Annotated in this window: 19 protein-coding genes; 2 read left to right on the top strand and 17 right to left on the bottom strand. The window is 37.5% G+C overall.

Translation table 11 applies throughout. The features are described 5' to 3' along the window. Positions 1-19: 19 nt before the first annotated feature. From NCCP28_RS07405 to NCCP28_RS07395, 3 genes are all read right to left on the bottom strand, one after another. Positions 20-1,012: a 2-hydroxyacid dehydrogenase gene (locus NCCP28_RS07405; protein ID WP_248560757.1), complete on the bottom strand. Its 993-nt coding sequence runs from the start codon at positions 1,010-1,012 to the stop codon at positions 20-22. After that, positions 951-2,666 (bottom strand): dihydroxy-acid dehydratase, encoded by a 1,716-nt coding sequence (gene ilvD, locus NCCP28_RS07400; RefSeq protein ID WP_248560756.1) that lies wholly within the window; start codon positions 2,664-2,666, stop codon positions 951-953. The genes NCCP28_RS07405 and ilvD overlap by 62 nt, the downstream gene beginning before the upstream one ends. A gap of 244 nt (positions 2,667-2,910) precedes the next feature. Then, positions 2,911-3,075, bottom strand: coding sequence for a hypothetical protein (locus NCCP28_RS07395; protein WP_248560755.1), 165 nt, complete (start codon positions 3,073-3,075; stop codon positions 2,911-2,913). 217 nt (positions 3,076-3,292) lie between these two features. Here NCCP28_RS07395 and NCCP28_RS07390 point away from each other — a divergent pair, with 217 nt between their 5' ends. Both NCCP28_RS07390 and NCCP28_RS07385 read left to right on the top strand, forming a co-directional pair. Continuing rightward, positions 3,293-4,243 (top strand): SDR family oxidoreductase, encoded by a 951-nt coding sequence (locus tag NCCP28_RS07390; protein ID WP_375709384.1) that lies wholly within the window; start codon positions 3,293-3,295, stop codon positions 4,241-4,243. 208 nt (positions 4,244-4,451) lie between these two features. Then, positions 4,452-5,132: an MFS transporter gene (locus NCCP28_RS07385; RefSeq protein WP_248560754.1), complete on the top strand. Its 681-nt coding sequence runs from the start codon at positions 4,452-4,454 to the stop codon at positions 5,130-5,132. A gap of 104 nt (positions 5,133-5,236) precedes the next feature. Here NCCP28_RS07385 and NCCP28_RS07380 read toward each other — a convergent pair whose 3' ends face one another. The 14 genes from NCCP28_RS07380 to NCCP28_RS07315 form a co-directional block, all read right to left on the bottom strand. Beyond that, entirely contained in the window at positions 5,237-7,597 is a 2,361-nt protein-coding gene (locus tag NCCP28_RS07380) for a polyprenyl synthetase family protein (protein ID WP_248560753.1), read from the bottom strand. A gap of 393 nt (positions 7,598-7,990) precedes the next feature. Further along, entirely contained in the window at positions 7,991-8,539 is a 549-nt protein-coding gene (locus NCCP28_RS07375; RefSeq protein ID WP_248560752.1) for a DUF3231 family protein, read from the bottom strand. A gap of 102 nt (positions 8,540-8,641) precedes the next feature. Further along, the gene (locus NCCP28_RS07370) at positions 8,642-8,821 is read right to left on the bottom strand and encodes a hypothetical protein (protein ID WP_248560751.1); all 180 of its coding nucleotides are present in this window, start codon (positions 8,819-8,821) and stop codon (positions 8,642-8,644) included. A 73-nt stretch (positions 8,822-8,894) separates the two neighbouring features. Further along, positions 8,895-9,836, bottom strand: a complete 942-nt coding sequence (locus NCCP28_RS07365) for an ABC transporter permease (protein ID WP_375709383.1) — start codon at positions 9,834-9,836, stop codon at positions 8,895-8,897. A gap of 67 nt (positions 9,837-9,903) precedes the next feature. Beyond that, entirely contained in the window at positions 9,904-11,412 is a 1,509-nt protein-coding gene (locus NCCP28_RS07360; protein ID WP_248560749.1) for a sugar ABC transporter ATP-binding protein, read from the bottom strand. A gap of 266 nt (positions 11,413-11,678) precedes the next feature. Continuing rightward, positions 11,679-12,638, bottom strand: coding sequence for a sugar ABC transporter substrate-binding protein (locus tag NCCP28_RS07355; protein ID WP_248560748.1), 960 nt, complete (start codon positions 12,636-12,638; stop codon positions 11,679-11,681). 70 nt (positions 12,639-12,708) lie between these two features. After that, positions 12,709-13,743, bottom strand: a complete 1,035-nt coding sequence (locus NCCP28_RS07350) for a Gfo/Idh/MocA family oxidoreductase (RefSeq protein ID WP_248560747.1) — start codon at positions 13,741-13,743, stop codon at positions 12,709-12,711. Positions 13,744-14,074: 331 nt separating this feature from the next. Further along, on the bottom strand, positions 14,075-15,079 hold the full coding sequence (locus NCCP28_RS07345) for a LacI family DNA-binding transcriptional regulator (RefSeq protein ID WP_248560746.1): 1,005 nt from the start codon (positions 15,077-15,079) through the stop codon (positions 14,075-14,077). 436 nt (positions 15,080-15,515) lie between these two features. Beyond that, positions 15,516-16,289, bottom strand: a complete 774-nt coding sequence (locus NCCP28_RS07340; protein ID WP_248560745.1) for an alpha/beta hydrolase — start codon at positions 16,287-16,289, stop codon at positions 15,516-15,518. Positions 16,290-16,617: 328 nt separating this feature from the next. Further along, on the bottom strand, positions 16,618-17,517 hold the full coding sequence (locus NCCP28_RS07335; RefSeq protein ID WP_248560744.1) for a ketose-bisphosphate aldolase: 900 nt from the start codon (positions 17,515-17,517) through the stop codon (positions 16,618-16,620). A gap of 15 nt (positions 17,518-17,532) precedes the next feature. Beyond that, positions 17,533-18,387: a class II fructose-bisphosphate aldolase gene (locus tag NCCP28_RS07330; RefSeq protein WP_248560743.1), complete on the bottom strand. Its 855-nt coding sequence runs from the start codon at positions 18,385-18,387 to the stop codon at positions 17,533-17,535. Positions 18,388-18,408: 21 nt separating this feature from the next. Continuing rightward, positions 18,409-19,494 (bottom strand): PTS fructose transporter subunit IIC, encoded by a 1,086-nt coding sequence (locus NCCP28_RS07325; RefSeq protein ID WP_248560742.1) that lies wholly within the window; start codon positions 19,492-19,494, stop codon positions 18,409-18,411. Between the two features lie 19 nt (positions 19,495-19,513). Further along, on the bottom strand, positions 19,514-19,825 hold the full coding sequence (locus tag NCCP28_RS07320) for a PTS fructose transporter subunit IIB (RefSeq protein ID WP_248560741.1): 312 nt from the start codon (positions 19,823-19,825) through the stop codon (positions 19,514-19,516). A gap of 15 nt (positions 19,826-19,840) precedes the next feature. Further along, positions 19,841-20,317, bottom strand: coding sequence for a PTS sugar transporter subunit IIA (locus tag NCCP28_RS07315; RefSeq protein WP_248560740.1), 477 nt, complete (start codon positions 20,315-20,317; stop codon positions 19,841-19,843). Positions 20,318-20,324 lie beyond the last annotated feature (7 nt).

Genomic DNA, 20,324 nt, shown 5'->3' with positions numbered 1-20,324 from the left:
AGATAAACCGATTTATGATTTACGCACGCTGAATGGATTCTTGCAATTCAGGCACAATAAACGTTTTTCCTGCACCATTTATGCTATTGACAATATTTCTTGCGGCTGTCCATGCCATTTCATTTCTTGTTTCTTCTACAGCAGATCCGATATGCGGTGTTGTCAATACATTGTCAAACTGCAAAAGCGGGTGATTATATGGAATAGGTTCTTCATGAAACACATCTAAAGCAGCTCCAAAGATTTTTCCTTCTTCTAAGATTCTTACTAAATCTCCTTCATTAACAATTTCTCCACGAGAAGAATTTATTAATATAGCGTTCGGCTTCATTAAGCTTAATTTTTCATAGTCAATCAAATTTTCTGTTTCCTTCATTAAAGGAAGCATAACAAGTACAAAATCAGATTCTGCCATGATAGTTTCAATCGCTGCATAATGAACACCCAATTCTTGTTCAAAGGCTGCTTTACGAAATGCATCAAAATAAGAAACATCCATATCAAATCCCATTTTTGCCCGTTTCGCTACTTTAGAGCCTATTCTGCCGAGTCCTAATATCCCCAATTTCTTTCCATAAACATTTAATCCAAATAAGTCTTTTCCAATAGACTCTGTCCATTTTCCATCTTTTATATAACGATCCAATAAACCAATTCGTCTTGCAGCAGAAAGCATTAAGGTAAAGGCCAAATCGGCGACTGTTTCATCTAATACAGATGGTGTATGCATGCCAACAACATTTCTTTTTTTCATTTCTTCAATATCAAATCCGTTATAGCCGACAGCGATATTGCTGACAAATTTTAGTTTTGGAGCATTGCTCAATAATTCACAATCGATTTTATACTTATTTGTTGTAATTAAACCAGTAATATCTTTTAGCTGTTCAGCCAGTTTATCTTCCGGCATCATACTGTTAGAATTCCAAACAGTTACCTCATCACAGTTTTCATGCAAGTATTCCTCCACGTTTTTTGGAATAGGCTTCGTTACTAGAATTTTTTTCTTCATTTAAATCATCTCCTTTAATATTCATGCGAACTGCACCAGTTGCTGCTGAAGTTGTTGTTTGTGCATACATTTGCAAAAAGCTGCTGTCCATCTCTTTTAACTCCTGAACAAATAGTGCTTTTCTATTTTCCAACACATCTTCCGCAACATTTAAGGTCATGTCTCGTGCTGCTACATCGATGATAATTTCATCTCCATTTTCTACAAAAGCGATTATGCCGCCTTCTGCTGCTTCTGGACTCACATATCCAATGGACAATCCTGCAGATGCGCCTGAAAACCGGCCATCTGTAATTAACGCGACATGTTTATATTTATTCAATATTTCCGTACAGCGATGAAGTTCTCTCATTCCTGGACCGCCTTTTGGTCCTTCATAACAAATGACTACAGCATCTCCTTCATGAATTTTTCCGTGTTCATATGCCTCCACAAATTCTTCTTCTGAATGAAAGACATTTGCTTTTCCTCTAAATTGCAGTGCTTCTTTTGCCACACCTGACTGCTTAATTAATGCACCGTTTTTTGCCAAATTACCTGTAAGAACAGCAATGCCGCCTTCTTGGTCAATTGGAGACTCTAATTTTTTAATGATTTCCCGATCCGCTACATCTGCATCTGCAATATTTTCTGCCACCGTTTTTCCAGAAACCGTCAAAGCATTCGGATGTATCAAAGATTGGATTTCCTTCATTAAAGCTGGTACACCGCCTGCTCGCTGCAAATCATTTGTTGTATATAAATTATTATTGGGCGTAACGCCTGCAAGAAACGGAATTTTCCGGCTTAATTGATCAAATACTTCTAACGGCAAATCTACCCCTACTTCTTTTGCAATAGCTGGCAAATGCAGACATGCATTTAATGATCCACCCATTGCCAAAAGGACGGAAACCGCATTTTCAAATGCTTCACGCGTCATAATATCTTTTGGCGACACCTTCTCCTTCACCATTTGAACCGTTCTGCGCCCTGCTTCTTTAGCAGCTTCCAACTGCTCTTCGGACAGCGCTCTCATCCAAGATGTATAAGGCAAAGCCATTCCCAATGCTTCCGATAAGCCTTGCATCGTATTGGCCGTTCCCAAGAACGGACAAGCTCCTGCGCTCGGATAATATTGATTAGTTACTTTGACAAGTTCCTCCTCGCCAATTTTTCCATCAAGGAAGTCGCGGCGCGCTTGCTTCGATTCATATGGCTTGATGTAGTTTGGCATAACCCCGCCAAGTACAACTGTTGCCGGCAAGTTTAATCTGCCTGCTGCCATCAGCATTCCAGGGACAATTTTATCGCATGAACTCATAACGACCATGCCATCAAAAATTCCATGTGCTTTCACCATTGTTTCTACTGTATCTGCTATCAGCTCACGGCTAGGCAAAGAATACTTCATCCCTTCATGGCCTTGAGCAATTCCGTCACAAACAGCAATCGTATTAAATTCCAAAGGCAAACCGCCCGCTTCTCTAATCCCTTCTTTTACATATTCCGCTAATTCGCGCAAATGAACATGGCCTGGGACGATTTCATTCCATGAATTCGCTACAGCAATAATCGGCTTGTCAAATTGGCTATAGCTAAAACCACATGAACATAAATGTCCTTTTAAGATAGCACGAGTATATGGCTTTATGGTAGATAATTTGTTATTCATCAAATTTCACCTCAACCTCTCTTTTTTGGATAACGTTTACAAGATGATTATAATATAGAAAATTAATTTTTCCCCTGTTAAATGTGTCCGTTTTCCGAACTAATAAATCGGTTTAGTAAAACGTTTTATTTTCTGTTTTTATCTATTTATACACTACAATCCAAAATTCCTATGAAAAAAGATGCTCCTAAAAGGCGCACCTTGCGAAGCTATTTTTTTGCTGTGGCTATTCTCGCTCATAGCCTTATACTTTTGGATAATATGGTTCATAAAGCGGGTTGTCATAGTAAGGCGGCCTTTTCGCAATAACAGGCATCTCCCATCTCTTATCCATATAATGCATTACCACTTTTTCCTCTGATTGTTGAACTAGCATCCACTTCACTTTAGGATTAAATTCTATACGCATCAAAGCTCCCTCCTTTTTTAGTATCCTATGTTTGCTAAATTTATTTCATTCACTTGGATTAGGTAAAAACCAACATATTATCAACTGCTTTTTTCCAGTACATATATCCCATCAACTGTTCATATGGATAAAAGTAGAAAACTTTAAAGGAGGCTCCCCTTTGTCTAAAGATAATAATTCAACAAATAATCAAAAGCAGATGCCAACGGAAGAACAAATGCAGGAAATTAGACGATTTCAGAAGTGGTATGAAGATAATATGCTGACAGATCCTTATCCCATCTATCCGAATTACGGAAAAATAACAAAATATGAAGAAGTTCCAATAAGCAATCCTGAACAGCGTCAGCTTAGGCAGCCTGGTCTTGAAAACCTCATGATTCCTAAACCTATCATTGAAAATCCCAATTATAAAGGCAGCGAAAAACTAAAAGGAAAAGTTGCTTTAATTACAGGTGGAGACAGCGGAATTGGTGCAGCAGCAGCAATCGCCTTTGCAAAGGAAGGTGCTGATGTTGCCATTGCTTATTTAGATGAACAAGAAGATGCCGAACGAACCAAAAATAGAATTGAAGAAATTGGCCAAAAATGCCTGCTTTTGCCTGGGGATTTAAAGATAAAAGCACAATGCACCCTCATAGTACAAAAAACTATTGAAGCATTTAAGAGATTAGATATTCTTTGCAATAATGTGGGTATCCAATTTCAGCAGAACAGCCTGCTCGATATCACAGATGAGCAATTTGACGAAACATTTAAAGTCAATATTTATTCCCATTTCTATACAACAAGAGCAGCACTTTCCCACCTAAAAGCTGGGAGTTCCATTATCGGCACTGCCTCTGTCGTTACATATGCAGGAGAGCCGCTGCTCATTGATTATACTGCCACAAAAGGAGCCATTGTCGGCTGGACTCGTTCCCTTGCCAAAAGTCTTGCCAGTAAACAGATTCGCGTAAATGCGGTAGCACCAGGTCGGATTTGGACACCGCTTATTCCCGCAAGCTTCTCATCCGATGTGAATGCATTGCATGGAACAAATCTATTTAATCGAATGGCACAGCCTTTTGAATTAGCTCCCACATTTGTCTACCTTGCATCCGATGATTCCCGCCATGTTACAGGGCAGGTGCTGCATGTAGATGGGGGAGAATCTACACATTCTTAAAAAAAGTGTCAGACATATTGGAGGAGGAATCCCTCTTTTAATGTCTGCACTTTTTTGATTTTTCACTATTTGCAAATTAGAAAATTACTAGTTAACTTGAAACTTCAATCTTCCTTTCCATTCAAGTAGATCTTTATATCATTTATAAGATTTACAATAATTGCTTCTTGATAGCCAGCCTGCTTTACCTTTCTCATTAAAGTAATTGATGGGGTCATTTTCATCCTTTCCATTTTTAGCGCAAAATGTACTTGGGCTTACGCCGACAGAATCTGGGTATATCACGCTGCCAATGATGGGCGGCGCCATTGTTTCTTCCATGATTTGCGGATTTCTTCTGACAAAAGTGCGCTATCGTGAGTTATTTGCCATCGCTTTTATCGCACCGATTGTTGGATTTTATTTATTTGCACATCTGACAATTGATACAAGTATCGTGCAAATCATTATCTTTTTTGTTATTACAGGTCTTGGATTAGGAGTTATGTTTGGTGGAGATAATTTAATTATTCAAGAATCAGTAGAATCAGAACATAAAGGAATTGCCCTTTCGACAGTGCCTTTATTTCAAACAATTGGGGCAACAGTTGGGGTAAGTGTATTTGGAAGCCTATTATCCTCCTCTCTGACAAATAAATTAGAGAGTCTTGGCACAAGCCTTCCAGAAAGCATAGCAGGAAATATAAAAAATCTAGCAGCAGGCGGCATTCCAAACGACCTTTCGCCAAACATGCTGATCCAAATCAAAACACTATTTATTGAATCTTTTCAGCATATTTATCTATACGCTTTTGCATGCATGATTATTGCCTTTGTATTATGCTTATTTTTGAAAAAGGAAGTATTGTCTCCAAAATCAGAAGTGGAAGAAAAGCAGGAAGCAGATTGATTCATTATAAAAGGAAAAAATCGATTTCTAAAAAGGAATCGATTTTTTCTTTCTATAGATTATCATTCAGTTTGGAAAAAAGCAGCTTGTTATTTTCTACTCGTTCACCGCTTTCGATGCACCATATAATCCGCTAAATGCTTTAAAAAATTTGTTTTTTGAGGCATTTCTTCTAGTGCCTCTAAAGCAAGGCAATAATGTTCCCACATTTCTATTTTAGCCTCTTTCATTCCTAAAATAGAAACAAATGTAGAATGATTATTTTCACAATCCTTGCCAATTTGTTTTCCGGTTAATTCTGCATCTCCTTCTACATCAAGAAGATCATCTTTCATTTGAAACGCAATCCCCGCATGGTAAGCGTATTTTTTTAATGCTTTTATTTCTTGCTTAGTCGCTTCAGCCAATATGGCAGGCATGATAAGAGCTGCTTCGAAGGCGATTCCTGTTTTATAGTAGGAAATGGTCTTTAATTGTTCCAGCGTCAATCGTTTTCCGCGAGAATCTAAATCCATCGCCTGTCCTTTGCACATATCCCCTGTCATTTTTGCTGTATATTGAATCAATGAAAGCACGTTTTTTGCATCAAAGGCACTTAATGCTGTTTGTTCTTCAATAGCCTTCTGTGTAAGAAAAAGTCCCGTTAATTCTGCAATAGCCGCATTATGCACTTCATGTAAAGTTGGGCGGCCTCGCCTGATAGACGCATTATCCTGTGACGGCAGATCATCAAAAATTAAGGAAGCTGTATGCATATATTCCAAAGACTTCAAAAGCGGCGCGACTGCGGATTCATGCAAATCATACTTTTTTACCGCCATAAACCATGCAATAATCGGTCGCAGACGCTTTCCATCTCCGCTGAGGCTATAATTGGCTGCATCAATTATTGAATCTTTTTTATGTTCCTCAAGTATCGGCAGCATGGCATTTACTTTTGTGCGGACCATCTTAATCGTATCTGCAAAATCCTCTTGCTCTTGCCGTTCCTCTTTTAGCGCTGCAATCATCTGATCCCGAAGCAGCTTATCAAAAAAATCAATATTATCTGCCTTTTGCACCAACTGTTGAACAAGGTGGTTAAAGGAAGCATTTTCTGTTGCAAAAATGGTCATCACTTCCTTGTACTTCTGATCACCCATTTTCTTTTTAAAACGCTTCAGCCCATTTACCGCACGATCTAATATCACCTCACATGTCTTCTCATCGCCATTGTAGGTGCGATGAATCAAATGAGCGATCACCGTCCAATATAATGCAAAAGGATTAATAAGATCCTTTCGTCTTTGATGGTATTTCAGATAATACGTATACGGCGTTACTGCTCCTTCTTTTTCGTCATCATACATATCTGCAAAATCATCCGCCAATTGATTGTATATTCCATAATAGAATGTTTGATTAGCAAAATGCTTGTCTTCTGGCGCACTGATTAAAGAACGGACAATTAGGCGGGAAGCAGCAGATTTCAAAATAACCGGTATATACAGCTCTTCGTTTGTATAATTGTCAACGCTTAAATTTTTTAGACGATCCACTTCCTGCGCATGAAAAAATACATAAGATTGGTCCAAAAAATTTTGCAAAGACGCAGGATGCTGATGTGCCGTTATATAGAGAAAGGCTTCTCGAAGTTCTGAATGAACACAGCGGATGAATGCTGCATTGCCGCCACGCCACTTCCCCCACTCAGGCACATTCCCTGTAAGAAGTGTTGTGCGTATCATTTCAGCATACTGTTTCTCTTCTTCGTCCGATAAAATTTTAGCATCAAACAAATCATCAATAAAAGGATAGGTCAATCCATAATAGAATCCTAGTTTCATTGCTTTTTCTAATCTTTTTGTACGAACTTCAGGCGCTGTTCCGCTATCCATTTCTTCCATCTCATTCATCACTACCCCAGTCATGACTTTAAGAATCTTTCGCTGGGCATGCACCACATCCATCCCCTTTGGAATATTTGCAGAGACAATCTTCAGTTTGTCCATTGCCCAAATCATTGTGGATTCCACACCATTCTTTTTTGCCAGCTTGTACAAGCCAGTCATGCTGAATGCCTCTTTCTTCTTCCCACTGTCTGACAGGAGGTTCTCTTTTAACTGTTCTGCTACACTGCGAATCTTGCTTTGGATATTTGACGAATCCAATGCTCTCCCCAGATCCCGCATATAAATATAGGAAATGCTTCGATCTAAATAATCATCCAATTTGCCAGTATAATTCAGCCATTGAATATAAGGAAAATACCCGCTTGCTTCTGGCATTTTTTTTCGCCGCGAAAAAAACGAAAAAAAGGAGGGAGGCTGAATATGCTTGATTTTCCATGACTGGATATCTTTCTTTAAAGGAGAAAGATAAGTTTTTTCAGCAACTTGCTCATAGAGCTCATTAAAATAATGTCCCGCCTTTTTCTCAGCCACTTGATAACAATTATTTGCTTTTTTAATCAGCTTATCATTCATACATGACAGTCCTCTATTTTATAGTAGTTTATTAAACATTTTGCTACCGCATATTTAAATATAATCTAAGGATAGCATGATTATAACTGAAAAAGACTCGTTTACAGTTATAATGACCTTACGCTTAGTTAATTTTCATTGCTTTTTATTTTATATTCTGTTTATTCAAAAAAAAAAAAAAAAGGGATGGAAAACAGTCCAATACCTTGCTTAATAAATATGCACCATACCTCCCACCAGCTTATCCATTATTAATCAACTACATTTTTTCCAGCATCAAATTCCATAAACCCTCCTCCACTCGGCCTTTATTTTTCACCATAAAAAAATCTAGTGCGCTAAACACTAGATTGACGTAAGTTCGAATTAACTTCCACTTTGCTTCTATCAGATTTATTCATGAGGTGCTCCTGGAGGATAATAATATGGCGGCATCTTTATCCATCCATGCTTCCTCATTTTTGTTTTTAAATCCATTCCATAAATACATTTTTCTGTATGAAATCTCACCCACATTAAGCCAACATCACTGCGAACACTTTGAGTAATGTTTGTAGAACACAAGACAATGTTGGATGTTACTTTTGCTACAAGTAAATTCGCTATTTCTAAATCGGTTGATTTTGCTCCTAACGGGATAGCACTGGGGTCTGATTTCGGTTTTGATTCTGATGAGATAGATAGAGGCACTCCTTCATTCAACATAAATTTCTCTAATGTGATACGCTGTTCTTTTGCTATTTCTTTTGCCTCTCTTAGTAATTCAATTAGTACATTATCTGTCGTTGTATTAAGAGCCATCTCCAATACTGGTATCTCTTCTGCAAGGGCAGTATAATAAGTCCAGCATCCCATCGCTTCTCCAATATGCAGCCTCGGTTTAGGTTCTGAATCAAATCTTGTTTTAAAATAATCAAGAAATGCTTCTACTTTATGTGCCAAATTTTCTACACCTCGTTATTTTTTATTATTAATTTGTTCCAAAAATTGGATTTTATACATAAAAATAAAAAGTCAGCTAAATTTCTCCCCTCCTCCCCTTTATTATTTATATTTAATTTTCAATTGATGCTTTGCTAGTATCGCTCCTATTTCCTTGGGATTTTTCCTAATATTCCCTTGCACTTCGCCCCCATCTACTCCAATTTCTTTGGCTAATCTGCATTTTTCTTCAAACGGTATCTCACCAAAAGTCCACAAACATAACCTATACTCTCTGTTCATTGATTCTTCTTTCTTCTTTCCACTAAAAAACCTCCATTTTTTGAAAAGTTTCACAAAATGGAGGCAGTATTTATTAATCTTTTTTCGATCTTCTTTGACGAAGCACATCTACATATACTGCGGCAATAATAACAAAGCCTATGACTGTCATTTGGAAGTCTGCAGATACATTCAATAAGTTTAATCCGTTTCGGAGAACCGCAATAATCATCGCACCAATCAGTGTTCCCCAAACCGTTCCAACGCCGCCAAAGAAGCTTGCGCCTCCAATGATTACTGCAGCAATTGCATCTAGTTCATAGGATAGGCCTGCTAGTGGGAATGCGGAGTTTACTCTTCCTACCATCACCAATCCCGCAAGCGCTGCCATAAATCCACTGATGGAATAAACAATAATTAATACTCTATTTACGTTGATCCCTGATAAATGGGCTGCTTCTTTATTTCCGCCAATTGCATAAATATAACGCCCTGTTTGCGTACGTGTTAAGAAAATATGGAAAATAACATACATGACAATTACTAATACAAAACTAACAGGAATTGGCCCAACAAACTCGCGTCCCAAGTATTGAATCAAATATGGAAATCCTGCAATCGGAGCTGCTGCTGTAATAATAAGCGCTAATCCCCTTGCAATATTCATCGTTCCTAGTGTTGAAATAAACGGATGGGGCAAACGAAGTTTCGTCAACATTATGCCATTCAGCCAGCCAAAAAAGGCGCCTACAGCTAAACAAATCAATATGCCTAGTAAAGGAGGCACTCCCATATTAACAACCACAACGCCCATTACCATAATGGAAACAGCTAAAATAGATCCAACTGATAAATCAATGCCCGCTGTTAAAATCGGCAGCAGCATCCCAAGCCCCAATAACGCATTGATAGAAGACTGGCGAGCAATATTCATCACATTATTTAATGTTAAAAAGCGATCCGATAAAAATGTTAAAATAGCACTCAAAACAACTAGTCCGATGACTGCACCAAATTTATCTAGATAATAGCGCATGTTTTTTTTCTTTTCTACTATTTCTGTTTTTGTTTGTGTTTCACTTACCATTGCTTTTGACATTTTCTCACCCTCCAGTAGCTGCTTTCATAATATTTTCTTGCGTAGCTTCTGTTCGATCTAAATTGGCAGTAATTTCGCCTTCACTCATCACAATAATTCGGTCGCACATTCCTAAAATTTCCGGCAAATCAGAAGATATCATCAAAACAGTTGCACCCTGCTCTACCAGCTGATTCATTAAACGATATACTTCTACTTTTGCCCCTACATCAATTCCCCTTGTCGGTTCATCAAAAATAAATACTTTTGCTTTAGTTTCCAGCCATTTTGCAATAACAACTTTTTGTTGATTTCCCCCGCTTAATTTCCGAGCATTTAATTCAATATTGCTTGGCCTAACCTGCAATTCTCGAATATAGGATTTCGCCACTTCTTTAATTCGCTGCAAATTAATAAGCTTGGAAGTTTTGGATTGGAATCCCTTCATATTTGCCAGCGCCATATTAAAATCAAGAGGCTGGTCTAATAAAAGCCCTTCACTTTTGCGGTCTTCTGTAATAAATGCAATGCCCGCATTGATGGCATCTCTTGGTGAACGAATTTTCACTTCTTGCCCTTCTACAAAAATCTTCCCGCCATCATTTGGGTCAGCAGCAAAAATTGCTCTGGCCACTTCTGTTCTTCCTGCGCCAACTAATCCTGAAAAACCAACAATTTCTCCATGGTTAACCTGAAAACTAAGGGTGTGGGGAGATCCTTTTACCTTTAAATTCTCCACGCGAAACCCTTCTTTTCCTAGCTGGAAGTTTTGTTTCGGATACTTTTCATCTAAAGACCGTCCCACCATCAACTCAATCCAGTGATCGGTGCTTGTTGTTTTTACAGGCAATGTTTCAATTTTAAATCCATCCCGCAAAATGGTTATCCTATCGCCTATTCTTTTAATTTCTTCTAATCGGTGAGAAATAAAAACAATTGCCATTCCTTTTTGCGTTAAACTTTCTACTGTGCTATATAGCTGTTCCACTTCTGATCCACTTAAGCTGGAAGTCGGCTCATCCATAATCAACAATTTTGCATCCAATGTCAGTGCTTTTGCAATCTCTACCAATTGCTGCTGCCCCATTCCCAATTCACTTAATTCCGCATCCGCCAAATCAGGATCTTGCCCTAGCATAGTCAAATATTCTTTCGCTTTTTCGCGCATGCTTTTATGATCAAGCAGAGAATTTTTCCCTCCAGTTTTTAATTCTCTTCCAAGAAAAATATTCTCATATACTTTTAGTTGAGGAATTACATTTAATTCTTGATAAATAGTAGCAATTCCAAGTTTCATAGAATCTACTGGATTATCAATGGAAACAAGCTGATTTTCCCAATAAACTTCTCCTTCATCCTTTTCATACGCACCAGTCAAAATTTTGATTAGCGTTGATTTACCTGCTCCATTTTCTCCAAGCAAAACATGAACTTCCCCTGCATTTACTTCTAAATCGATGCCTTTTAAGACATGATTATTAGAAAAGCTTTTTTTAATTCCTTTTACCGCAAGCAATTGTCGATTATCCGCCATACTATTTCTCCTTTCTCCAGCTTCTTTTATGGACTCTCTCATGAAATATTCCTTTATAAAGTGAAACTTTAATCAGTGGAGGTTTTCTTCATCCCCACTGATTGTTAGTGGAACCAATCAGGCTTTTATGGGCTAGTTTGACCATCTAGATTGCTCGTTTTTTCTTATAATCCCTTAGGTGGGGGTTTTACTGCCCGTTAATGCGTGATAAAGGAGAAATATACGAACTCTGCTCTTGTATGGTAGAATTCGTATATTTAAGCTATTTATTTTGTAATGCCTTCCAAGAACTCTAGTTTTTCTTGTGCGTTTTCTTTTGTAATTACATCAATGCCGCTATCGATGCGCTCATCAATTTTTTCTCCTTTAATCGTTTTCACTGCATTTTCTACTCCTTGATAGCCCATTTCATATGGATTTTGTGCAATTGTTCCTGCTAATTTTCCATCAATAACAGACTGAATTGCTTCCACTGTTCCGTCTGTTCCTATAATAGGAATACTAAGTCCTTTTGATTCTGTTGCACGCAAAGCCCCAATTGCCATATCATCATTTGCGGAAAACACCCCTTTAATATCGCCATTTTTTTGGAGAATATTTTCCATTACTGTATTCGCTTTTGTTTTATCACTGTCTGCCGGCTGTTCTGCGGCAATCACCATGCCTGCTTCTTCAAGAGCTTCTTTTGCCCCTTTAACCCGTTGGTCCATCGCAGTATTTCCTAAAGCACCAGCTATTAATGCGACTTTATCCCCTTTTTTCAGCATAGAAGCAAGCAGCTTTCCCCCTTCTTTCCCTGCTGTCAAATTGTCTGTTCCAATAAAAGATTCTTTATCAGAAAAGTCCGCATCTGTATCAATCAAAAGAACAGGTACATCACTTTGTTTTGCTTGCTCCAAAACAGGAACCACTGTATCTGGCTGTGAAGGAGAAACAACTAAAGCCCCAATTCCTTGATTTAATGAATCTTCAATCATATTAACCTGCTCCATAATCTGCGACTCAGAAGCAGGACCTACTATTGTTACATCTGCCCCTAGATCTTTTCCTGCTGCTTTGGCTCCTGCTTCAACATATTTCCAATATGGGCTGCTTAATGTTTTGAGCACAACTGCAACACTTTCATCGCCACCGCTACTGCTGCTAGAAGTATCCTTGCTGCATCCTGCCATTGCTGCTGCCAATCCTATACTCGCTAAAATCAAACCAAATTTTTTCATCTTCATTACCCATTTCCCCCTATTATCTATTATTTAAAGAATGGAAATACTGAAATAAATTATGATCTTTGCACAATTAATTGCGAGATGATGCAGTCGTTTCTTCTGCTAGCAATACTGGTTTTTGCGTTAAGTATGAAGTTCTTGCAGCACAAGCCACTCTAAGCGCTTTCAATCCATCATAAGCAGTAACTGGCGCTGGGCTTCCTTCTCTTAATCTTGCAAAAAAATCTACTAACTCCAAGTTGTAAGCGTCTACAAATCGTTCCGGAAAATGAGGCAGAATATCATGTGTCTTTCCTGCTTTTGTGTAAATATGAAGATTATGCATCTGCAGATTATCTCCTACTACAATCGTTCCCTCAGATCCAATGATTTCCGCTCTAATATCATAGCCATAATAAGCATTTCTGCTTGCTTCTACATCTCCTGCTGCGCCTGATTCAAATTCAATATAGGAAAGCGCTTGATCAACATCCTGATATTTTTCTACAAAAGGATGCTTCAGCACTCTTCCATTAGATGAAACCTTTGTTATTTCTGAATTTAATAAATATCTTGCAATGTCAAAATCATGAATGGAAACATCTACAAAAATTCCCCCGCTATTTTTTATAAAGGCTTCATGAGGACAATCTGGGTCTCTTGAAACGCCTCTGAAGTAAAGCGGTTTCCCAATATCCCCAGCAAGAATTCTTCTTTTCGCTTCTGCATAAGCAGGGTCATATCTTCTCATAAATCCAAGTTGACAGTATGTATTATTTTTATCTAGTAAACCTGTAATTTCTTCTGCTTCTTGCAAATCAATCGTTAATGGCTTTTCCACAAAAATCTTTTTGTTAGCCAAAGATGCTTTTTTTAATAATTCATAATGTGTGCTTGTTGGTGTGGCAATAATAACCGCCTCAATGCTGTCATCTTGAAAAATATCATCTTCATTTGCTGTAAATTTAGGAATTTCTAATTCTCTTGCTACCTGTTCGGCTCTAATTAAATCAATATCAAATATTGCAGCAACTTCTACATTCTGAATTCTTGTAGCCGCATTGACCGCATGCCAATATCCTAATCTTCCAATACCCAAAATAGCGCATTTTGTTTTATTTTTCATCTAATCACCCCTAATATGTTGTTTACTCTTCTGAATCATTTTTCCCATACCATTAATTTCAAGGGACAAAACAAAAAAATATAATCAAAGCATTAGAATAAAATAAATTCCTCCTTTTATACCAAATAAGGAAAAACTTCCTCAAAAAATAATCATTATTTAACCAATACTCCTAGAAACCCTGTAGTAAAGCGCTTTCTTTTGTTGTTAAATTCATTTTATATCATAAATTCATTTGTTGCAATAAGAAATAGTTTATTTTTTTCTAATAATTGATTTTTACCTCCACTCCAATGATCAACTATTGGATATGTGTTGGAATTGTTTTTCACTATTCATTCCATGCCGCTGTTGATTCACGCACTATTAACTCAGGAGTAAATAATAATCGCTGTTTATATTTGCTCGGCTGCTCCATTTCTTCAATCAACAGATCAACTACTTTCGATCCCATTTCTCGGATCGGTTGTGCAATTGTAGTTAACGCAGGGGTTAGCACCGTGGATAAAATAGTATTGTCAAATCCAACAACAGAAAGCTGTTTTGGAACGTCTAAATTCAAACTTTTTGCTGCTTTAATGACACCTGTAGCGAGCAAATCATTTCCTGCAAAAATAGCAGTTGGCCTATTCGCTAAGGAAAGTAGCTGCTTGGCTGCTTCGTATCCCTTTTCATTAGTAGCTTCCGTCTGCACCATGTATTCTTCCAGTAAAGGCAAATCATATTCTCCCAATACATCTTTATATCCAGTAACTCGCTGATGATTGCTTCTAATGTTCTCTGCAATTATCGCAATTCTCTTATGCCCTAGCTGCACCAGATGGGAAGCTGCCAAATAGCTTCCTTGATAATCATCTACTCTGACAGAATGAATGGGAAGCTTTGGAATATCAGAAGCAATCATAACTACTGGATACTTTTGATTTTGGATAACTTTTGCTAATACATCCGTATCATGAAATGCTGATGCCACAATAAGCCCATCAATGCGCTGCCTTGTCAGCAAAGACAAATAATTTTTTTCCTTTTCTTCTTCATTATCTGTACTGCACATCATCACATGAAAGCCACGCTCCCGACTTCTGTTTTCAATTTGACGAGCCACCTCTGCATAAAACGGATTGGAGATATCCGCAATCAGCAACCCAATCACTTTCGTCTGTTTTCCCGTTAAAGCAGATGCCACAACACTTGGCTGATAATTAAGCTCCTTCATGACTTTTTTCACCTTTTTTCTTGTCTCCTCACTAATACGTCCAGTGTCATTTATCACTTTAGAAACAGTCGAAATGGACACCCCCGCTGCCTGTGCCACGTGATAGATTGTTGTTTTCATATATTTAGCCTACTTTCATTCTCTCTTCTTGAACCATCATTCCAATTGATTGTTATTCATTTCGTTATTCTAAATATAGTATAAGATACAAGGGTTTTCCAGTTTTATAATATTACATTAGCCACATGCATATTTTTAGGTCCATTCATAACATCTACACCCAGACGGAATACACTTCGCTTTTCGCGGGTGAGCGTCAAGGCCTCCTCCTTGCATACTCTGCTTGAGTCTCGCCTTTCTCGCATTTCCACAAAAGTCTATGTGTATTCCATCTGCTTAAACCTACTTCTTCCATTTTTTCTGTTAAAAACATCAAAGTTTACAAAAACAGCCTCCATTAATAATGAACAACATTTAAAAACGATAATACACAATTTTTGAAAAAAATCTCCTCCGCACCATAAAGTTAATAGTACAAAGGAGATTTTATTCAGACCTACTTATTTCTCAAAGGCAGCCAAACTAATATATCTTTTATCTTTTCATCCCAATAACCCCATTCATGAGAGCCAGGACCTTCCTCAAACGTAAAATCAAATGCAGTTGTTTCACATGCTTCTTTAAATCGCAAATTATCCTTATATAAGAAATCTTCGGTTCCACAACATTGATAAAGTTTAGGCAATGCATCAACGTTCTTCATTTTTTCGATTAAATAGATTAAATCATTATATGTACCTGCAATCTTTTCCTCTCCAAAGATCGGTTCAAAAAAACGATCTTCTTTCCGTTCTTCTTGAAGGTTTACAATATCCAATGCTCCTGATAAACTTGCAGCTGCACTGATTTGCTCTGGTTTATTCAACGCCCACTTAAAGGCCCCATACCCTCCCATGGAAAGTCCAGCAACAAAATTATCTTCTCTTTTTTCGGATAATGGAAAAAAAGACCGGGCAACAAAAGGCAGCTCTTCTGTTAAAAATGTCCAATATTTGTTTCCATATTTCATATCTGCATAAAAACTGCGATGAACATTCGGCATAACAACCGCTAATCCAAGTGGTGCAACATATCTTTCAATAGAAGTTCTTCTCGTCCAAATAGTTTCATCATCACTTAAACCATGAAGAAGATATAATGTTTGATGTTTGCCTTCTGCTTTATTATTTTCTAAACCAATTTGTGTTTTTGTTTGCTCTGGAAGAATAACAGTCATAGAAGTACTCAATTGCAATACATCAGAAAAAAATTGACATTGAATTAATGCCATATACAACCACATTCCTTTCATTTCATCTATGTATTTATTCTACTACCTTTTAATAGCGCTTACACGAATAAACTCTTTTAAGATAAAAATGACCTAAAACTTCGTGCTTTCAAGTCCATTTATTTATTAAAAAGTACACTATCTCATCCTGTAAAATGGATATCTTTTCTTATGTATTCCTCTCTATTTATGCGTTTCCATAAGAATATAGCATGTAAAAGAAAAATAGCAATAATGATATAATCATATATTCCTTATTACTAAAAAACCCTATTGTGACATCATTCACAATAGGGTTCCTTTAGTAATAAGGTTATAGTCAATAATTTTATAGAAGTTCACTTCTCCATGCTGTAATTTTCTTTTCTCTATAGATATCTGCTTTATCAATAGAGTTAAACAAATTCATCTTGTACCTTACCACTTCTTTTGCCGCATCAATACATTCTGGATAGATAGCGTTTGGATCCCATAATTCTGTGGCAGCCAGAATTTCCCTGCATTTCTTATAAAAGGCGAATTTATAGTCGGACGAGATATTTACCTTTTGAATGCCAATTTGCACTGCCTCAGCAATTTCTTCATCTGGATTAGCCGATCCTCCATGCAAAACAAGGGGAATATCTACATTTTGTTTAATGACCTTTAAGATATCCATTCGCAGTTCAGGTTTCATATCTTTTGGATAGATGCCATGACACGTGCCGATTGCGACCGCCAATGTGTCCACACCCGTTCTGTCTACAAATTCCTTTGCATCCTCTGGTCTTGTATAAATAACCTCTGAAACTCCTCCTTCTACTGATGTTCCAGTGTTTCCGATTGTTCCCAATTCTCCTTCAACAGATACCCCTAATGGATGACTGATATCGACTATTTGTTTTGTCAGTTTAATATTTTCTTCCAAAGGAAGCAAGGATCCATCAATCATGACAGAGCTGAAGCCTACATGAATTGCCCGCATAATATCCGCTACATTGCCTCCATGATCCAAATGTAGCACAAAGGGAACATGGCTATTTTTGATTCTAGTTAACACATATGAGAAGAAATCATCCTTTGTAAAATCTAATTCCGTCGGATGAACAGCTATAATGGCTGGGGAGTTGTTTTTCTCTGCTTCTTCCACTACTACTCTAAGAAAATTGCTGTCTGCTACATTAAAAGCTCCTACTGCAAACTTATACTCTTTTGCTACATCTAATAATTGCTTCATATTTAATAACATACTATCAATCTCCTTTTATAGTGATTTCCCTTCAGATTGGGAAAGCTGAATATAATATTTTACCAATTCGCTTCCTGCCGCTATCGTTTCATGTATTAATTGGGGATAACTGATTGATGGATCATGGCTTAAGTTGTCTTTTATGCTTTGCATTTGGGCATTCATAAAGTCTGAACCAACATTAATTTTATTGATTCCAAACTCAATGGATTTTCTGATATTTTCCTCTCCGCATCCTGATCCTCCATGGAGAACGAGTGGAATATTGGTAGCCTCTTTTATTTTTTTCACAATATCAAAACGAAATTCAGGAACATAACCATCGGGATAATCTCCATGACTGGAGCCGTAAGAAATGGCGAGGGCATCTACTCCTGTTTTCTTCGCAAATTCAATCGCTAAATCTGGATTTGTATACATATCATCTCCTGTCATATGATTATTGGAGATCGATCCAATATTACCAACCTCTCCCTCTACACTCGCATCATAGGTCTGGGCAAATTCGACCATATTGCGAGTAATCTCTATATTTTTCTCAATTGGATAAGAAGAAGCATCCATCATAACACTGGAAAATCCATCTCTTAAACATCTTTTCACAAAGCCTATATCCTGGCCATGATCCAAATTAATTGCAATCTCCACGCTTGCAGCATTTGCCATTTCTATAATTGGCTGGGTGAGAAGCTTGCTTCCTAAGTGATCCATTAAATGGTCTTGCAGCAAGTCAATAATAATGGGCGCTCTTAAAGCTTGAGCCCCATCAATTACTGCCTTAGCCGTCTCTAAGTTAAAACAATTAATTGCCATGACTGCATATCTTCCTTTATTTGCACGCTCTAGCATTCCTTTCATCGAAACATACATTGATCATCTTCACCTACCTTTTTAAAAATTGATTTTGATATTAGATAAATCCATTTCTTCCTCAGGAGCATCCTCTATAATTTTTTCTACAGGCTCTTTTTTCCATAAAAACAGCATGATTCCTGTAATCAGCGAGCCAATCAATAAAGCCAAACAGAAAAGCAGCGGGTGATTCATTGCTGGTACGATAAACATGCCGCCTGATGGAACAGGTGAACCTACTCCCCACATCATCGAAAAACCTCCGCCAATTGCTGCACCAATTGTACAGGAAGCAACTACTCTTACAATATCAACAGCAGCTATTGGAATAACACCTTCTGTAATCATACAAACCCCCATCGGAAAAGCGATTTTAATATTGTCTTCTTCCGATTTCGTATACCTTTTTTTGCGTAACATTTTTGAAAGCACCCATGAAATGGCTACACCAAATGGAGGAACCATGGAAGCCAAAATTTTTACTGCCTCAGGCTCGTAAATGCCCTCCAAAAGAAGGCCATCTGCAAACAGGGAAGCTACTTTATTTACCGGTCCACCAAAATCAAATGCTGCCATTCCTCCCAAAATTGCCCCAAAAACAAATCTCATCGAACCTTGCATACTTGTTAAAAAGGAAGTTAATCCATCTGTTGCCCATACAATTGGCACTCCTAGTACAAAAAACATCAATAATCCGATAACAACACTCGATATTAATGGAATAATCATCATCGGCATTAAGCCTTCTGCCCATCTAGGCACTTTTAAACGGTTCTTAAGGAATAAAACAAAATAGCCGACAATAAATCCACCCAACATACCGCCTAAAAATCCGGCTCCAATTGCATTTGCAATCAACCCCATCAATAAACCTGGTGCAATCCCCGGCCGATCTGCAATGGAATAGGCAATGGCGCCTGCAATAACAGGAGCTAATAAGCCCATTCCCAAAACACCTAAAGAGACAAGTGCGGATGGTATCGAATATGCTTCCTTATAATTTTCAATTACCGTTCCACCAGTTAAATTTCCAATCGCAATTAAAAGTCCTGAAGCAACAACAAGTGGCAGCATAAAGGATATAGCAGTTAAAGCATGCTTCTTAATTTGAAGTTTTTTTAACATATCATAGCCCTCCTTCTTGTTATTTATTTAACTCATCTTCAATCTTTTTGTATAATTGCTTTGGTGCCTTTATGGCAATATTGGTTGGGATTTCCACTATTTTTTTGCCTTTAAAACGTTCTTTTCCGCTAATTTTTATATCAGCAGCGATAATAACTAAATCAGCTTCCATAATTTCTTCTTTTGTTAATTCATCCTCTGTGCCGATGGTTCCTTGTGTTTCAATGCGTACTTTATGCCCAAACTCTTGCCCTGCTTTAATTAGTTTTTCCTTTGCAATATACGTATGGGCGATGCCAGAAGTACAAGCAGATATTCCTACAATATTCATCCTTGATTCCCCCTGCTAATTATTTTTGGATAAAAGCTGCAAAAAATCTTTTTTTGTTTGAAGTGTTTGGAACTGTTCAATTGTCTCTTCATCTGCGAGTAAAACCGCAACTTTCTGAAGCAGTTTAATATGTGTTGTCGTTTTATCAGCATTTTTTACGGCAAACAATATGATAATATTAATGGGATTGCCATCCATGGATTCCCATTCTACCGGTTTTTTTGTTCTGCCAATTGCAATAGATGTTTTTAGAACAGCATCTGATTTCCCATGAGGAATAGCTATTCCTTTCTCTAATCCAGTAACCCCTTCATTTTCTCGATACATTACATCCTTAACAAATGTGTCTTCATCCTCTATGCAACCGTTTACAAATAAAAGATGGGTCAATTCCTCAATGACTTCCATTTTTGTTGCAGCAAGCATATCCAATTGAATAAGGTCCTCTGTCACTACTTTACTGAAATCTAATTCCTCCATTTTAGCCTCCATCTTAGAA

Origin of the sequence: Niallia sp. NCCP-28 (assembly GCF_023168165.1) — a bacterium.
GTDB lineage: Bacteria > Bacillota > Bacilli > Bacillales > Cytobacillaceae > Niallia.
The sequence above is the reverse complement of the archived record's forward strand: the minus strand, read 5'-3'. Positions and strand labels throughout refer to the sequence as shown.

Excerpts from the sequence above, each read along its gene's own strand:
- NCCP28_RS07405 (WP_248560757.1), bottom strand. The coding sequence starts at position 1,012 with ATGAAGAAAAAAATTCTAGTAACGAAGCCTATTCCAAAAAACGTGGAG.
- ilvD (WP_248560756.1), bottom strand. The coding sequence starts at position 2,666 with ATGAATAACAAATTATCTACCATAAAGCCATATACTCGTGCTATCTTA.
- NCCP28_RS07395 (WP_248560755.1), bottom strand. The coding sequence starts at position 3,075 with ATGCGTATAGAATTTAATCCTAAAGTGAAGTGGATGCTAGTTCAACAA.
- NCCP28_RS07390 (WP_375709384.1), top strand. The coding sequence starts at position 3,293 with ATGCAGGAAATTAGACGATTTCAGAAGTGGTATGAAGATAATATGCTG.
- NCCP28_RS07385 (WP_248560754.1), top strand. The coding sequence starts at position 4,452 with ATGGGGTCATTTTCATCCTTTCCATTTTTAGCGCAAAATGTACTTGGG.
- NCCP28_RS07380 (WP_248560753.1), bottom strand. The coding sequence starts at position 7,597 with ATGAATGATAAGCTGATTAAAAAAGCAAATAATTGTTATCAAGTGGCT.
- NCCP28_RS07370 (WP_248560751.1), bottom strand. The coding sequence starts at position 8,821 with ATGAACAGAGAGTATAGGTTATGTTTGTGGACTTTTGGTGAGATACCG.
- NCCP28_RS07365 (WP_375709383.1), bottom strand. The coding sequence starts at position 9,836 with ATGCGCTATTATCTAGATAAATTTGGTGCAGTCATCGGACTAGTTGTT.
- NCCP28_RS07360 (WP_248560749.1), bottom strand. The coding sequence starts at position 11,412 with ATGGCGGATAATCGACAATTGCTTGCGGTAAAAGGAATTAAAAAAAGC.
- NCCP28_RS07355 (WP_248560748.1), bottom strand. The coding sequence starts at position 12,638 with ATGAAGATGAAAAAATTTGGTTTGATTTTAGCGAGTATAGGATTGGCA.
- NCCP28_RS07350 (WP_248560747.1), bottom strand. The coding sequence starts at position 13,743 with ATGAAAAATAAAACAAAATGCGCTATTTTGGGTATTGGAAGATTAGGA.
- NCCP28_RS07345 (WP_248560746.1), bottom strand. The coding sequence starts at position 15,079 with ATGAAAACAACAATCTATCACGTGGCACAGGCAGCGGGGGTGTCCATT.
- NCCP28_RS07340 (WP_248560745.1), bottom strand. The coding sequence starts at position 16,289 with ATGGCATTAATTCAATGTCAATTTTTTTCTGATGTATTGCAATTGAGT.
- NCCP28_RS07335 (WP_248560744.1), bottom strand. The coding sequence starts at position 17,517 with ATGTTATTAAATATGAAGCAATTATTAGATGTAGCAAAAGAGTATAAG.
- NCCP28_RS07330 (WP_248560743.1), bottom strand. The coding sequence starts at position 18,387 with ATGTATGTTTCGATGAAAGGAATGCTAGAGCGTGCAAATAAAGGAAGA.
- NCCP28_RS07325 (WP_248560742.1), bottom strand. The coding sequence starts at position 19,494 with ATGTTAAAAAAACTTCAAATTAAGAAGCATGCTTTAACTGCTATATCC.
- NCCP28_RS07320 (WP_248560741.1), bottom strand. The coding sequence starts at position 19,825 with ATGAATATTGTAGGAATATCTGCTTGTACTTCTGGCATCGCCCATACG.
- NCCP28_RS07315 (WP_248560740.1), bottom strand. The coding sequence starts at position 20,317 with ATGGAGGCTAAAATGGAGGAATTAGATTTCAGTAAAGTAGTGACAGAG.